This window comes from Amycolatopsis sp. NBC_00345 (assembly GCF_036116635.1).
Classification (GTDB): Bacteria; Actinomycetota; Actinomycetes; order Mycobacteriales; family Pseudonocardiaceae; genus Amycolatopsis.
The window spans coordinates 502900-517945 of the sequence record NZ_CP107995.1 but is presented as its reverse complement, the minus strand read 5'-3'; the positions used below and the strand labels follow the sequence as shown (position 1 = coordinate 517945).

Genomic DNA, 15046 nt, shown 5'->3' with positions numbered 1-15046 from the left:
AGGAATCGCAGAACCAGGAGTGACCGCAGTGACTGACCAGCCCCCGATCGGACCGCTCGACTCGTCGCGGATCCCCCGCTACGCCGGTTTCGCCACCTTCGCGCGGCTGCCGCGGATCGACGAGGTGGAGCACGCCGACGTCGCCGTGGTCGGCGTGCCGTTCGACTCCGGGGTTTCGTACCGGCCCGGCGCCCGCTTCGGCCCGTCGGCCGTGCGCGAGGCCAGCCGGCTGCTCCGGCCGTACCACCCGGCGCTCGACGTCTCCCCCTTCGCCGAGAAGCAGGTGGCCGACGCGGGCGACATCGCCGTGAACCCGTTCCACATCGGCGAAGCCATCGAGACGCTGCAGCAGGAAGCCGAGGCGCTGACGGCGAACGGCACCCGGCTGGTGACCGTCGGCGGCGACCACACGATCGCCCTGCCGCTGCTGCGCGCGGCCGCGAAGAAGCACGGACCTGTTGCGCTGCTTCACTTCGACGCGCACCTCGACACCTGGGACACCTACTTCGGCGAGCCCTACACCCACGGGACGCCGTTCCGCCGTGCTGCTGAAGAGGGCATCCTGGACACGAGCGCGCTGTCGCACGTCGGCACGCGCGGGCCGCTGTACGGCAAGCGCGACCTCGAAGACGACCGACGGCTCGGCTTCGGCATCGTCACCTCCGGCGACGTCATGCGCCGCGGCGTCGACGAGACGGTCGACGCGCTGCGCCAGCGAATAGGCGACCGGCCGTTGTACGTCTCGGTGGACATCGACGTGCTCGACCCCGCGCACGCGCCCGGCACCGGCACGCCCGAGGCGGGCGGCCTGACCAGCCGTGAGCTGCTGGAGATCCTGCGCGGGCTGCGCGACACGAACCTGATCGGCGCCGACGTGGTCGAGCTGGCGCCGGCCTACGACCACGCCGACATCACCGCCGTCGCGGCCTCGCACGTGGCCTACGACCTGGTGAGCCTGCTGGCACTGAGGAAGGGCGAATGACTCGCATCGGTGGTGACGTCGTCGTCGAGACGCTGCGCGCGCTCGGCGCGGACACGGTGTTCGGCCTGCCCGGACAGCACGCGCTGGGCCTCTTCGAGGCGCTGCGGCGCGCGGATGACGTGCGGGTGGTCAGCTCGCGCGTGGAGAACAACCTGGCTTTCGCCGCGGACGGGCACGCCCGCGCGCGGCTCGCGGCCGACCCGGACGGCCCGGTGCCGGTGACGCCGATGGTCGTCTCCACCGGTCCCGGCGCGCTGCTCACCCTGGCGTCGCTGCAGGAGTCGCGCGCGGCTTCCGTGCCGGTGCTGGGGATCTCCAGCCAGGTCCCGGTCGCCGGGCTCGGCGGCGGGCGGCACGGCTATCTGCACGAACTGCCGGACCAGCAGGCGAGCTTCCGCGACGTGGTGAAGTCCGTGCACGTGGTCCGCGCGGCGAGCCAGATCCCGACGGCGCTGCGCGAGGCCTGGGCGTCGGCGGCGACCGCGCCGTACGGGCCGGTGTGGGTGGAGATCCCGCAGGACGTGCTGCTGCAGCCGGTTTCGCTGCCGCCGCTGACCTCCGTGACCGCCACGCCGGTGCCGCTGGCGCCGTTGCCGGAGCTGGTGGACGAAGCCGCGAGCCTGCTGGCCGCGGCGGAGAACCCGGTGATCCTCGCCGGCGGTGGCGCGCTGCGCTCCGGCGCGCACGCCGAGCTGAAGGCGCTCGCCGAAGCGTTGCGCGCGCCGGTGGTGTCGACGTTCGGTGGCAAGGGTGTGTTCGCCTGGGACCACGAGCTGTCCGCCCGCTCGTGGCTGGAAGACTGGCACACCACGGAGTTCCTCGCCGCCGCCGACGTGCTGCTGGTGCTGGGCTCCGGGCTGGGCGAGCTGTCCAGCAACTACCGCGAGTTCGCCCCGCGCGGGCGGCTGGTCCAGGTCGAGGCCGACCTGGGCAAGCTGGAGTCGAACTACCCCGCGCTCGGCCTGCACGCCGACGTCCGGCTGACCCTGCAGGCGTTGCTGGAACAGGTGCCGATGCGGCGTTCCGACGGCCGGGCCGAAGCCGCGGTCGCGGAGCTGCTGGCCCGCGTCGAGTCGCGATTGGACAGTCAGCCGCTGACGGCCGAGCGCAAGCTGGTCGACGACATCCGCGCGGCGCTGCCGCCCGGCACGCAGACGTTCTGGGACATGACGATCGCCGGGTACTGGGCGTGGTCGGTGTGGGACCCGGACGGCGCGCCGATCCATACCGCGCAGGGCGCCGGCGGCCTCGGCTACGGCCTGCCGGGCGCGCTCGGCGCCGCGGCCACCGGGATCCCGGCGCTCGGCGTCTCCGGCGACGGCGGGGCGATGTACGGCCTCGCCGAGCTGGCCACCGCCGTGCAGCACGGCCTCGACGTCACCTGGCTCGTGGTCGACGACGGCGGCTACGGCATCCTCCGCGAGTACCTGACCGGCACCTTCGGCCGGACCACCGCGACCGAGCTGCCGCGGCCGGACTTCGTCGCGCTGGCGGAGTCCTTCGGCGTGCCCGCCCGGCTGTCCTCATTGGACACGGTGAGCGAGGACCTGGCCAAGGAACTGCTCCGCCCCGGCCCGTCCGTGGTCGTGCTGCCGGCCGTGCTGAAGATGTTCGCCCCGACCCACCTGGAGAAGCGGTGACCCACGTCCTCAACTTCGTCGACGGTGCCGAGGCGCCGGCCGGCGGCTCACTCGACCTGACCGACCCGGCCACCGGCACGGTCTTCGGCACCAGCGTCTGCTCCGGACAGTCCGAAGTGGACACGGCGATGACGGCCGCGGCACGCGCGTTCAAGACCTGGCGCCGGAGCACCCCCGCGCAGCGGCAGCACGCGCTGCTGAAGATCGCCGACGCGCTGGAGGCCCGCGCGGAGGAGTTCGCCGACGCGGAAGTCCGCGAGACCGGCAAGATCCGCGCGGTCGTGCTGGACGAGGAGATCCCGGAATGCGTGAGCGCGCTGCGGTTCTTCGCGGGCGCAGCCCGGCAGCTGGAGGGCACGGCGGCGGGTGAGTACGCCCCCGGCCACACCTCGGTGATCCGCCGCGAGCCCGTCGGGGTGTGCGCGCAGATCGCGCCGTGGAACTACCCGCTGATGATGGGCGTCTGGAAGATCGCGCCGGCGCTGGCCGCCGGGAACACCGTGGTGCTCAAGCCCGCCGAGACGACGCCGTCCACGGCCGTGCTGCTCGCGCGGGTGGCCGCGGAATTCCTGCCCGCGGGCGTGTTCAACGTGTTGTGCGGCGACCGGGAGACCGGCCGCGCGCTCGTCCGGCACCCGCTCACCGAGCTGGTCTCCATCACCGGGTCCACCCGCGCCGGGATCGACGTGGCCACCGTCGCGGCGGCCGACCTCAAGCGGACGCACCTGGAACTCGGCGGCAACGCTCCCCTGCTGGTGTTCGCCGACGTCGACCTGGCTCGGACGGCGGCGGACATCGTCGGCGCCGCCTCCTACAACGCCGGCCAGGACTGCACCGCGGGCAGCCGGGTGCTGGTGCACGAGAGCGTGCACGACGAGTTCGTCGCCGAGCTGGCCAAGGCCGCCGCCGCGGTGCGCCCCGGCGTGGACTACGGCCCGCTGAACAGCCGGGCCCAGCTCGACCGGGTCCTCGGCCTGGTGGACCGGCTGCCCGCGCACGCGCGGGTCGAGACCGGCGGCACCGCGCCCGGGCCCGGCTTCCACTTCGCGCCGACGGTGGTCTCCGGCCTGCGCCAGGACGACGAGGTCGTGCAGGAGGAGGTCTTCGCACCGGTGGTCACCGTCCAGCCGTTCACCGGCGAGGAGCACGCGGTGGAACTGGCGAACGGCGTGCCGTACGGGCTGGCCTCCTCGGTCTGGACGCACGACCTCGGCCGCGCCGCCCGCCTCTCGCGCGACCTGGACTTCGGCTGCGTCTGGGTGAACACGCACGGGCCGCTGGTGGCGGAGATGCCACACGGCGGCTTCGGCCACTCCGGCCACGGCAAGGACCTCTCGGCTTACGCGTTCGCCGAGTACACCCGAGTCAAGCACGTGATGACCCGCTTCGAATGATCCGGACGAGGTGCCGATCAGCGAGAAGATCACCGAGGTCGAGCAGCACGGCATCGCGCCGACCGAGCAGACTTCGCACCCGCGCGAGGAGTTCCGGCTGGCGTCCAGCGCGCACTTCGGCGTGGTCGGCCGGTGCGTCGGCTCGTTCCTCTCGCTCCTGACCGCGATCACGTTCTTCGCGATCTCCGTGTGGGGCACCGGCGACGCCGTCGCCGGTGCCCCACAACGACTCTTCGGTTTCGACGACTCTTCGGTTTCAACGGCAGAGCGGATTCAACGGCAGAGCGGCACTGCGCGCGGTGGCGTACGGGCTGACCGCGATCTCCCCGCTCCGGTACGCGATCCCGCTGATCGCCGTCGCGCTGACCAGCGGGCCGTCCATGGCCACGGCCGCGTATCCGGTGCTGGTCAGACTGTTCCCGGAACCACCTGCGGTGTCCAGTCCGCCCGGCTCCACCGGGCCGACAGGATCGTCTCGGCCAGTGCCGCGGCCGAACCCTGCCGAGCCGCTCCCCGGTGGCTGAGCACGAAGGTGACCGTGCCCGGGTCCGGCAGCCCCTCGACCGGCGCGAGGCCCTCGGGCACCACTGAGGACGCGAACAGGCCCACTCCAAGACCGGCCTGCAGCGCGACCCGCAAGCCGCTGAGCCGTTCGCTGACGCAGCCGATCCGCCACTGGATTCCGTGGCGGCGCAACGTGTTCAGCGCGCGGGCGCGGGTGACGCTCGGCTCCGGGTAGAGGACCAGCGGCACCGGCTCCCCCGGCACCGGCGCCAGGCCCGGCGCTCCCACCCACACGAGCGGGTCCCGCCGCACGCCCTGCCCGGCGTCCCGCTTCGCGAGGACGAGGTCGAGGTCCCCTTCGGCGAGCCGGGCGTGCAGCACCTCGCTCAGCTCCACCGACAGCTCGAGGTCGACGCCCGGGTGCGTGCCGCGGAACCGGCCGAGCACGTCCGCGGCCTGGCCGAGCAGGAAGTCCTCGCACACCCCGAACCGGACCCGGCCGCGTTGCCCCGGGCGGGAGAAGTACCGCAGGGCGCGGTCCTGCTGGTCGAGGATGCCGCGGGCGAAGCCGGTCATCGTCTCGCCGTCACCGGTGAGCTGCACGCTGTGGGTGTCGCGCTCGAACAGCACGCAGCCGACGAGGCCCTCCAGGCGCCGGACGTGCTGGCTGACCGTCGACTGCCCCAGGCCGAGCCGGCGGGCGGCTTCGCTGAAGCCGCCCGCGTCCGCCACGGAAAGGAAGGTGCGCAGCAGCGCGGGGTCGATCACCCCTCCGGGATACCACCCAGGGTGCCCGCGCGCACACGAGCTGTGGGCATGGCCACTACTGCCGTTTGGTGATCACCACCGGCTTGAGGTCCGTCGGAACCGCGGCGAAAGCGGACACCGGAATGCCGAAGGCCGAGGCGAGAATCTCCCGCGGAATGGAGTTCAGCGTGCCGACGATGCCGATGTCGTCATTCGGCTCGGAGGCGCTCGTGTTGAAGATGACGAGCACGTCGAGGCTTTCCGTGGTGCTGGAATTCGCGAAGTAGTGGAAGAACCCCTGCGGGGCGAAAACGAGGTCGCCCTGGCCCGCGGTGAAGACGTCGTTGTGGTAACTGCCGTCCGGGTGCGTGCCGAGGATGCTCCAGTCCGCGGTGCCGGAGATGATGTAGTTCAACTCCCACGCGGTCGGGTGCCAGTGCGGCTCCCGCATGCCGCCGGGGTCCAGGTGCACCAGGTAGACCGAGCCTTCCTGACCGGACAGGACCGGGAAGCTCTTCTCGTTGGCCCCCCGCAGGGTCCCGCCGTGGTAGGTGTCCGGCGCGGACTTCGCCAAGGAGAACAGGTGTGGGTGCGCGCCTCCCGCGGGCGGCCCGCCCGCCGGGCTCGCGGCTGCCGGCTTCGTGGCCGCGGCCGCCGGGACCGCCGCCCCGAGCGCGGTCGCCGCGGCGATTCCGGCTCCGGCCCCCAGCGCGCCACGCCTGCTGATCTGCGACATTCGAGTCACCTTTCGGAAGGGAAATGCTTTCCCCTCCGATTCTCCGCAGCCCTGGGAAAACGGAAAGAGCACCGGCCGGATCACTGTGATCGGGCCAGCCGATGACCGGCACCGTGAAATCACCCGATCGCATTCGCAGGGGAACCTCGCCGACGAAAACGGCGGGCCCCGCAGGACCCGCCGTAACCGTTGTCATCGGAGCGCGTGGCTCAGGCCCGGGGCCGCTCCTCGGCCGTCGCGGCCACGTCGGCGCCCAGCCGCCCGGAGGCCCACTCGGTGATGCGCCGGGCCACGTCCTGGGCGGTCAGGCCCACGCGGTCGAGGACCTGGTCGCGGGTGCCGTGCTCGTGGAAGTCCTGCGGCACGGCCAGGTCGCGCAGCGGGACGTCGCACTCGGCGTCGCGCAGGACGGCGGCCAGCGCGGAGCCGAAGCCGCCGTGGCGGCCGCTGTCCTCCACCGTCACCACGAGCTTGTGCTGCTCGACGAGCGCGACCAGCTCCGCGGGCACCGGCACCACCCAGCGCGGGTCGGCCACGGTCACGCCGATGCCCTGGTCCGCCAGCCGGCCGGCGGCTTCGAGGCCCAGCTTCGCGAACGCGCCCACGGTGACCAGCAGCACGTCCGGTGCGCAGGCCTCGTCCGGCCGGCGCAGCACGTCGACCTTGCCGATCCGCTCGACCGCGGGCACGTCCGGGCCCACCGAGCCCTTCGAGAACCGCAGCGCGCTCGGACCGTCCTGAATGGACACTGCCTCGCGCAGCTCCTCGCGCAGGGTCCCCGGGTCACGCGGCGCGGCCACGCGCATGCCGGGCACCATGCCCAGCAGCGAGAGGTCCCACATGCCGTGGTGGCTCGGCCCGTCCGGCCCGGTGATGCCGGCCCGGTCCAGCACCAGCGTCACCGGCTGGCGGTGCAGCGCGACGTCCATCAGCACCTGGTCGAACGCGCGGTTGAGGAAGGTCGAGTAGACCGCCACCACCGGGTGATAGCCGCCCATCGCGAGCCCGGCCGCCGACGTGACGGCGTGCTGCTCGGCGATGCCGACGTCGAACCAGCGGTCCGGGAACCGCTCGGCGAACTTCTCCAGCCCGGTGGAGCGCAGCATCGCCGCGGTGATCGCGACGACGTCTTCGCGCTCGGCGCCGATCTTGGCCAGCTCGTCGCCGAACACCCCGGTCCAGCTCGGGCCTTTCGCGGGCGGCAGCCCGGTCTCCGGGTCGATCGGGTCGGTCTGGTGCATCTGGTCGGCCTCGTGGTTCACCGCGGGCGCGTAACCGTGGCCCTTCTCGGTGACCACGTGCACGATCACCGCGCCGCCGAACGCGCGGGCGCCGTGGAACGCCTTCTCCAGCGCCACCAGGTCGTGCCCGTCGACCGGGCCGAAGTACTTCAGGCCCAGGTCGGAGAACATCGCCTGCGGGCTCAGCGCGTCCTTGAGGCCGGCCTTCGCGGCGTGCAGCGCGGCGTAGATCGGCTTGCCCACCACCGGGGTGTGGCGCAGGATCTCGCGGCCGCCGTCGAGCAGCCGCTCGTAACCCGGCTGCAGCCGCAGCGCGGCCAGGTGGTCGGCGACCCCGCCGATGGTCGGCGAGTAGGACCGGCCGTTGTCGTTGATCACGATCACCACCGGGCGGTCCCGGTTCGCCGCGATGTTGTTGAGCGCCTCCCAGCACATGCCGCCGGTCAGCGCGCCGTCGCCGACCACCGCGACGGCGTGCCGGGTCTCGCCGCCGGACAGCTCGAACGCCTTCGCCAGCCCGTCCACATAGGACAGTGCGGTGGACGCGTGGCTGTTCTCCACCAGGTCGTGCTCGCTCTCGGCCCGCGACGGGTAGCCCGTCGGGCCGCCGAGCTGGCGCAGCCGGTCGAAGTCGCCGTGCCGCCCGGTCACGATCTTGTGCACGTAGGCCTGGTGGCCGACGTCCCAGACGATCGCGTCCCGTGGCGAGTCGAACACGCGGTGCAGCGCGAGCGTGAGCTCCACGACACCGAGGTTCGGGCCGAGGTGGCCGCCGGAGCGCCGCACCTTGTCCACGAGGAAGTCCCTGATCTCGGCGGCCAGCTCGTCGAGGTCCTCGACACTCAGCCGCTTCAGGTCGGCCGGTCCGTGCACCGAGTCCAGCATCGTCACAGCTCCACCTCGCCTGGTTCCCTTCACTCACGCCGCGTTCCGGCCAGTCTACGGACGGCCGCCACCGCGGCTCGGTCGCCCGCGTCATGAATCACAAGCCGGGCCCGGGCGCAACTCCACTGTCGGGTGGGAAAAGGACGGTCGAATGTGAAACAGGACTACCCCGGCCAACTCGCGGTCACCCCGCGTGGCCACGATAATCCGGACATCGGAACGATCACGAGAGGACCTCATGGCGGACTTGTACATCGGTGGCGAATGGGTGAACGCGAAAGCGGGCGGCCGGCGTGAGATCCGGTGCCCGGCGGACGGGACCCTGGTCGCGACGGTCGACGAGGCCGGCCGCGCGGACACCGAGGCGGCCATCGCCGCCGCCCGCCACGCCTTCGACACCGGTCCCTGGCCCTCGACCGCCGCCGCCGAGCGCGGCGACCTGCTGCTGCGCACGGCCGCCCTGCTCGACCGCGACGCCGAGGCGTTTGCCCGCGCCGAGTCGCTCGACACCGGCAAACGCCTGGTGGAGAGCCGTTACGACATGGCCGACATCGCCGCCTGCCTGCGCTACTTCGGCAAGCTCGCGGCCAACGACGCCGGCCGTGTGGTGGACACCGGCAGCGCGGACTCGTTCAGCCGGATCGTGCACGAGCCGGTCGGCGTGTGCGGGCTGATCACGCCGTGGAACTACCCGCTGCTGCAGACCATCTGGAAGGTCGCGCCGGCACTGGCCGCGGGCAACACGTTCGTGCTCAAGCCCAGCGAGCTGACGCCGCACACGTCGATCATGCTGATGAAGCTGCTCAGCGAGGCCGGCCTGCCCGCGGGCGTGGCGAACCTCGTGCTCGGCGCAGGCCCGGAGGCCGGCGCGCCGCTGTCCGAGCACCCGGACGTCGACCTGGTGTCCTTCACCGGCGGGCTGGCCACCGGGAAGGTGATCGCCGCCACCGCCGCGGCGACCGTGAAGAAGGTCGCCCTCGAGCTGGGCGGCAAGAACCCGAACGTCGTGTTCTCCGACGCGGACTTCGAGACCGCGGTGGACTACGCCCTCACCGCCGTGTTCCTGCACTCCGGCCAGGTCTGCTCGGCCGGCGCCCGGCTGATCGTGCAGCGGGAGTGGCACGACGAGTTGGTCGACGAGCTGGTCCGCCGGGCCGAGCGGATCCGGCTGGGCGGGCCGTTCGACGAGAGCGCCGAGACCGGGCCGCTGATCTCCGCCGCGCACCGCGAGAAGGTGGAGAGCTACGTCGCCACCGCGATCGCCGAGGGCGCCGTGCTGCGCACCGGCGGCAAGCGCCCGGACGCACCCGAGCTGCAGGACGGCTTCTACTACCTGCCGACCATTCTGGACAACGTGGCGCAGGGCAGCACCGCCGTGGTCGAGGAGTCCTTCGGGCCGGTGCTGACCGTCGAGACGTTCACCGACGAGGACGACGCGGTCCGGATCGCCAACGACACGCACTACGGCCTGGCCGGCGGCGTGTTCACCAGCGACGCCGCGCGCGCCCAGCGCGTGGCGAACCGGCTGCGCCACGGCACGGTGTGGATCAACGACTACCACCCGTACCTGCCGCAGGCCGAGTGGGGCGGCTACAAGCAGTCCGGGTTCGGCCGCGAGCTGGGGCCGACCGGGCTGGCCGAGTACACCGAGGCGAAGCACATCTACCAGAACCTGCGCCCCGGCCCGCAGCACTGGTTCGCCGGCTAGCGCGCTGGGCCTCGTGAGTGTTCATGACGGTTAGAACCGTCATGAACACTCACGAGCTCTAGCCCGATCGAGACCCACCGAAAGGACCAGTGCCGTGACCACGGACACCGGTGACAGCGAGCTCAACGAATTCGGCTACACCAACCAGCTCAAGCGCACGCTCGGCAGCTTCCACACCTTCGCCGCGGGGATCAGCTACATCTCGGTGCTCACCGGGGTGTTCCAGCTGTCCTACCTGGGCCTGTCCGAGGGCGGCCCGGCCTACTGGTGGTCGTGGCCGATGGTGTTCGCGGGCCAGCTGATGGTCGCGCTGAGCTTCGCCGAGCTGGCCGCCCACTACCCGGTCGCCGGGTCCGTCTACAACTGGGCGAAGAAGCTCGGGAACTCGCACGTGGCGTGGCTGGCGGGCTGGATGATGCTGCTCGCGTCGATCGTCTCGATCTCCGCGACGGCGCTGGCCTACCAGCGGACGCTGCCGCAGATCAGCTCGTTCTTCCAGTTCATCGGCGACGGCTCGGGCACCAGTGACGCGGCCAACGGCGTGCTGCTGGCCGCCGTCCTGATCCTGTTCACCATGTTGGTGAACGCCTTCGGTGTGAAGCTGATGGCGCGGATCAACAGCGCGGGCGTGTTCATCGAGCTGCTCTTCGCCGTGCTGCTGGTCGTGTTCCTGGCGTTCCACTTCGTCCGCGGGCCCGGCGTGGTGACGGAGACCAACGGGACCGGCGAGGGCCACGCGGGTGGCTACCTCGGCGCGTTCCTGATCGCCGCCATCGCCTCGTCCTACGTGATGTACGGCTTCGACACGGCGGCCTCGCTCGGCGAGGAGTCGGTGGACCCGCACCGCAACGCGCCGAAGGCGATCATGCGGGCGCTGGTCGCGTCGTTCGTGCTCGGCGGGCTGATCATCCTGTTCGCGCTGATGGCGGTGGGCAACATCCACGCCCCGGAGCTGGGCACCGTCGGCCTGCAGTACGTGCTGACCGACGCGCTCGGGCCGGCGATCGGGCGGGTCTTCCTGTTCGTGGTCTTCATCGCGATCACCGTGTGCGTGCTCGCCGTGCACACCGCGGCGATCCGGATCGCGTTCGCGATGGCGCGGGACAACGCGCTGCCCGGCGGCTCGAAGCTCGCGCACGTCAACAAGAAGACCGGCACGCCGGTGCTGCCCGCGATCGTGATCGGCGTGATCGCGATCGCGCTGCTGCTGGTGAACATCAACTCGTCGCAGATCTTCTCGGCGGTGACCAGCCTGGCGATCATCCTGATCTACGTGGCGTACCTGCTGGTGACCGTCCCGATGCTGGTGAAGCGGCTGCGCGGCGAGTGGCCGCGCAAGGACGCGCCGTCCGGCCGCTTCTCCCTCGGCCGCTGGGGCCTGCCGGTGAACGTGCTCGCGGTGCTGTGGGGCCTCGCGATGACCGTGAACCTGGCCTGGCCGCGCACCGAGATCTACAACGCGACCCCGCCGTACCACTGGTACCTGCGGTGGAGCTCGGTGCTCTTCGTCGCCGTGTTCGCGGCCGGCGGGTTCGCCTACTACTGGTTCGTGCAGCGCCACAAGATCGGGGTGCTGGCCGATCACGCCGCTGCGGCGGTCGCTTCGCCGGCGTCATCCAAGTCCAAGCCCGAGCAGGAGGTTCCCGGTGAGTGAGTTCGACTACGTCGTGGTCGGCGGTGGCACGGCGGGATCGGTGGTGGCGGCACGGCTGTCGGAGGACCCGGACGTCACCGTCTGCCTGCTGGAGGCCGGACCGTCCGATGTGGACGACCCGGCCATCCTCGAGCTGACGAAGTGGATGGGGCTGCTGGAATCCGGCTACGACTGGGACTACCTGGTGGAGCCGCAGGAGTCCGGCAACTCCTACCTGCGCCACGCGCGGGCCCGGGTCCTCGGCGGCTGCTCCTCGCACAACTCGTGCATCGCGTTCTGGGCCCCGGCCGAGGACCTCGACGAGTGGGCGGCGCTGGGCCTGCCGGGCTGGTCGGCCGCCGACGTCTTCCCGCTGTACCAGCGCCTCGAGACCAACGACGGGCCGGGCGAGCACCACGGCCGCTCGGGGCCGGTGACGATCCGCTCCGTGCCGCCGCGCGACCCCGCGGGCGTCGCGCTGCTGGCCGCGTGCGAGCAGGAGGGCATCCCGGCCACGGAGTTCAACTCCGGCCGGACCGTCACGCACGGCGCGAACTGGTTCCAGATCAACGCGCGCGAGGACGGCACCCGCTCCTCGGCGTCGGTCTCGTACCTGCACCCGATCCTGGGCCGGCGGCCCAATCTCGAGGTGCGCACCGACGCGCGGGCCAAGCGGCTGCTGTTCTCGGGCAAGCGCTGCGTGGGCGTGGAGCTGCAGGCGCCGGACCTGATCCACAGCGAGAAGGTGACGGCGCGGCGCGAGGTGATCCTCAGCTCGGGCGCGATCGACTCGCCGAAGCTGCTGATGCTGTCGGGCATCGGGCCCGCCGAGCACCTGCGCGAGGTGGGCGTCGACGTGCTGGTGGACTCGCCGGGCGTCGGGGCGAACCTGCAGGACCACCCGGAGGGCCTGGTCCAGTGGGACGCGCTGCAGCCGATGGTCACGGAGTCCACGCAGTGGTGGGAGATCGGCATCTTCACCACCACCGAGGACGGCCTGGACCGGCCGGACCTGATGTTCCACTACGGCTCGGTGCCCTTCGACCTGAACACCCTGCGCTACGGCTACCCGACGACGGAGAACGGCTTCTGCCTCACGCCGAACGTCACGCGCAGCCGCTCGACGGGCACGGTCCGGCTCCGCACCCGCGACTTCCGCGACAAGCCCCGCGTCGACCCGCGCTACTTCAGCGACGAGCACGACATGCGCGTGATGACGCACGGCGTGAAGCTGGCGCGCTCGATCGCGGCCCAGCCGGCGATGGACGAGTGGGCGGGCACGGAGCTCTCCCCCGGCCGCGACGTCACCACCGACGACGAGATCGCCGACTACCTGCGCAAGACCCACAACACCGTCTACCACCCCGCGTGCACGGTGAAGATGGGCCCGGAGTCGGATCGCTCCGCCGTGCTGGACGAGCGGCTGCGCGTGCGCGGTGTGGACGGCCTGCGCGTCGCGGACGCCTCGGTGATGCCCTTCCTGGTCGCGGTCAACCCGTGCATCACGACGATGGCCATCGGCGAGAAGTGCGCGGACATGCTCAAGGAGGACCGCGCCTGACGCGGGGAAAACCGGCGGGGCTGCGGGCTCCGGCCCCGTAGAATCGGACTCCTGGGGCATCGGGAGGTCGCGTGGGCGATGGGGCGGTGGGCGATCGGTCGGTGGCAGATCGGTCAATGGCAGATCGGTCAATGTCACAGTGCCGTGCGTTGACGGGCCGTCGCCGGGGTCGCGCGGCATCGCGGCTGCGCACGCAACTCACGTCAGCCGGAGCCCCGCGGTGAAGCGGCTGCAGGCGGTGCGGGCGGTGGTCGTCGCCGCGATGGCGGTGGCGGGTGGGGCGGGGCTGGTGCTGCCGTCCGCGCAGTATCTCGTCGAACGGCTCCCGCCGGGAGTCGCCGATCCCGATCTGGGGCTCGGGCTGCGGCTGGCGTGCGCGCTGGCGATGGCCCTCGCGTTCGCTCTGGCGCTGGCGGCGTTGCAGCGGCACCAGGACAAGCCGCTGGCCTTCGCGTGCCTGCCCGGCATCGCGGTGACCGGGATCGCCGCGCAGTACCTCGTGCTCACCCTCCCCCGCTCGGCCGAGATGGCTCCCGCCGCGCGCATCGAGCCGGCGAGCGGCGCGTGGGTCCTGCTCGGCGTCGGCCTGGTGCTCACCGTGACGGGGCTGGTGGCGGGCGCGGCGTCACGGCGCTCGTCCGAGTAAGCCGCTTGTCCAAGTAGAGACTGTCCGAGTAGGCAACGCTTACCTAAGCTGTATGTCTCACGGGATCGGACGGCGGGTCGTGCTCCAGGGCACGCTGGCCACGTCACTGCCGCCCACTGGCCCGAGCCAGCGTGGCCCGGGACACGGCTCAGGTGATCGTTGCCCCGGCGTAGGGCTTCAGGGTGATCGAGTTCGCGGCTTTCTGTATCCCGCCGATCATTTTGCCGCTGCCGGGCAGGTGCGGAAGCGCGCGCATGAACTGGTTGCGCATCCAGATCCCGCGGCGGGTGCGCGGGGCGAAACCGTTGGCGCCGCCCGGTGGGCGCTTCATGTTCGCTGTCACGTAGGCGCGCATTTCGTTGTCGTACTGGGCGAACGCGACGCGGTGGTCGCCGTTGGCCGTGGCGAGTTCGCCCGCGAGCACGTAGGCGCCGACGAGTGCCATGCTCGTGCCCATCCCGAGGGAGCCGCCGAAGGCCGAGTCGCCGAGCAGGACGGTGCGGCCGCGGTACCAGTGGTCGACGCGGATCTCGCCGACCCGCGCGAAGTACAGGTCGTCGGTCTGCCACAGCCGCTCGATCAGCGCCGGGATTTCCCAGCCTGCCCCGGCGAACACGCCGGCCAGCAGCTTCTTCTGGGTCTGCGTGTCCCGCCGGTCGTAAGCCGGCTCCGGTGAGACGAACCCGAACAGCGCCCGCACCTCCCCGGTGTCGCCCAGCGGATACAGGATCGCCACCCGGCCGTCGACGCCGTTGGCCGCCGGCAGGTTGTACATCACCTCCCAGCCGTCAAGATCGAGTGTGGTGCGAGCGGGGAAGTACGCGGTGTAGTAGCCGAGATCCCGGACGAACTCCTTGTCCTGCCCGAAAGTCAGCGCGCGCACACCGGAACGCAGCCCGTCCGCGCCGACCACCAGGTCGAAGGACCGCGGCGGAGCCTTGTCGAACGTGACCTTGGCGCCTTCGGCCTCTTCGGTGATCTCGGTGATCACGTTGTCGTACAGGATCTCCATCTCAGTGCCGGCCGCCTCGTGCAGGATCCGCACGAGGTCGCCGCGCAGGATCTCGATCTCGGCGACGATCCCGCCCGAGTCGCCGAAGTCGCCGCCCGCCATGGCCGCGACGCGCTCGCCTTTCTCGTTGAGCCAGGCGATTCCGTGAGTGCCGGTGTGGTGGGCCCGGATGGTGTCCGTGATGCCCATCCGCGCCACCACCTCGCGGGCCGCGCCGCGGATATCGACGGCCTGTCCGCCGGACCGCAGTGCGGGGGCGCGTTCGACCAGAGTGGGCTGGAAGCCGTGGCGGCGCAGCCAGTACGCCAGGGACAGTCCGGCGATGCTCGCGCCGGAGATCAGAACAGTGCGCATGTG

Annotated in this window: 12 protein-coding genes; 7 read left to right on the top strand and 5 right to left on the bottom strand. The window is 71.6% G+C overall.

The features are described from left to right. Positions 1 to 28: 28 nt before the first annotated feature. Genes speB through OG943_RS02430 form a run of 3 tightly spaced genes read left to right on the top strand, consistent with a single transcriptional unit; the run spans position 29 to position 4016 of the window. Positions 29 to 982, top strand: coding sequence for an agmatinase (gene speB / locus OG943_RS02440; RefSeq protein ID WP_328608010.1), 954 nt, complete (start codon positions 29 to 31; stop codon positions 980 to 982). Beyond that, positions 979 to 2622, top strand: coding sequence for a thiamine pyrophosphate-binding protein (locus OG943_RS02435; RefSeq protein ID WP_328608009.1), 1644 nt, complete (start codon positions 979 to 981; stop codon positions 2620 to 2622). The genes speB and OG943_RS02435 overlap by 4 nt, the downstream gene beginning before the upstream one ends. After that, on the top strand, positions 2619 to 4016 hold the full coding sequence (locus OG943_RS02430; protein ID WP_328608008.1) for an aminobutyraldehyde dehydrogenase: 1398 nt from the start codon (positions 2619 to 2621) through the stop codon (positions 4014 to 4016). The genes OG943_RS02435 and OG943_RS02430 overlap by 4 nt, the downstream gene beginning before the upstream one ends. 256 nt (positions 4017 to 4272) lie before the next feature. Here the strand turns inward: OG943_RS02430 and OG943_RS48275 are convergent, their stop codons facing one another. The 4 genes from OG943_RS48275 to dxs all read right to left on the bottom strand — a co-directional run bounded on the left by OG943_RS48275 (position 4273) and on the right by dxs (position 8135). After that, positions 4273 to 4404 (bottom strand): hypothetical protein, encoded by a 132-nt coding sequence (locus OG943_RS48275; RefSeq protein ID WP_442874680.1) that lies wholly within the window; start codon positions 4402 to 4404, stop codon positions 4273 to 4275. Positions 4405 to 4424: 20 nt separating this feature from the next. Continuing rightward, a complete protein-coding gene (locus tag OG943_RS02420; protein ID WP_328608007.1) occupies positions 4425 to 5288 on the bottom strand; it encodes a LysR substrate-binding domain-containing protein in 864 nt (287 codons plus the stop codon). 55 nt (positions 5289 to 5343) lie between these two features. Beyond that, on the bottom strand, positions 5344 to 6003 hold the full coding sequence (locus OG943_RS02415; RefSeq protein WP_328608006.1) for a cupin domain-containing protein: 660 nt from the start codon (positions 6001 to 6003) through the stop codon (positions 5344 to 5346). Between the two features lie 209 nt (positions 6004 to 6212). Then, entirely contained in the window at positions 6213 to 8135 is a 1923-nt protein-coding gene (gene dxs / locus OG943_RS02410; RefSeq protein WP_328608005.1) for a 1-deoxy-D-xylulose-5-phosphate synthase, read from the bottom strand. Between the two features lie 232 nt (positions 8136 to 8367). Here dxs and OG943_RS02405 point away from each other — a divergent pair, with 232 nt between their 5' ends. The 4 genes from OG943_RS02405 (at position 8368) to OG943_RS02390 (ending at position 13677) form a co-directional block, all read left to right on the top strand. Further along, positions 8368 to 9837: an aldehyde dehydrogenase family protein gene (locus tag OG943_RS02405; protein ID WP_328608004.1), complete on the top strand. Its 1470-nt coding sequence runs from the start codon at positions 8368 to 8370 to the stop codon at positions 9835 to 9837. Positions 9838 to 9931: 94 nt separating this feature from the next. Continuing rightward, positions 9932 to 11491: an APC family permease gene (locus tag OG943_RS02400; protein ID WP_328608003.1), complete on the top strand. Its 1560-nt coding sequence runs from the start codon at positions 9932 to 9934 to the stop codon at positions 11489 to 11491. Then, positions 11484 to 13031, top strand: coding sequence for a GMC family oxidoreductase (locus OG943_RS02395; protein WP_328608002.1), 1548 nt, complete (start codon positions 11484 to 11486; stop codon positions 13029 to 13031). The genes OG943_RS02400 and OG943_RS02395 overlap by 8 nt, the downstream gene beginning before the upstream one ends. Before the next feature lie 220 nt (positions 13032 to 13251). After that, positions 13252 to 13677: a hypothetical protein gene (locus OG943_RS02390; protein ID WP_328608001.1), complete on the top strand. Its 426-nt coding sequence runs from the start codon at positions 13252 to 13254 to the stop codon at positions 13675 to 13677. A 148-nt stretch (positions 13678 to 13825) separates the two neighbouring features. On the opposite strand, the gene OG943_RS02385 is transcribed toward OG943_RS02390, so the two are convergent. Further along, a complete protein-coding gene (locus OG943_RS02385; protein WP_328608000.1) occupies positions 13826 to 15043 on the bottom strand; it encodes an FAD-dependent monooxygenase in 1218 nt (405 codons plus the stop codon). Positions 15044 to 15046: the final 3 nt, after the last annotated feature.

Coding starts and splice junctions, on each gene's coding strand:
- OG943_RS02415 (WP_328608006.1), bottom strand. CDS start 6,003: ATGTCGCAGATCAGCAGGCGTGGCGCGCTGGGGGCCGGAGCCGGAATC.
- OG943_RS02405 (WP_328608004.1), top strand. CDS start 8,368: ATGGCGGACTTGTACATCGGTGGCGAATGGGTGAACGCGAAAGCGGGC.
- OG943_RS02385 (WP_328608000.1), bottom strand. CDS start 15,043: ATGCGCACTGTTCTGATCTCCGGCGCGAGCATCGCCGGACTGTCCCTG.
- OG943_RS02435 (WP_328608009.1), top strand. CDS start 979: ATGACTCGCATCGGTGGTGACGTCGTCGTCGAGACGCTGCGCGCGCTC.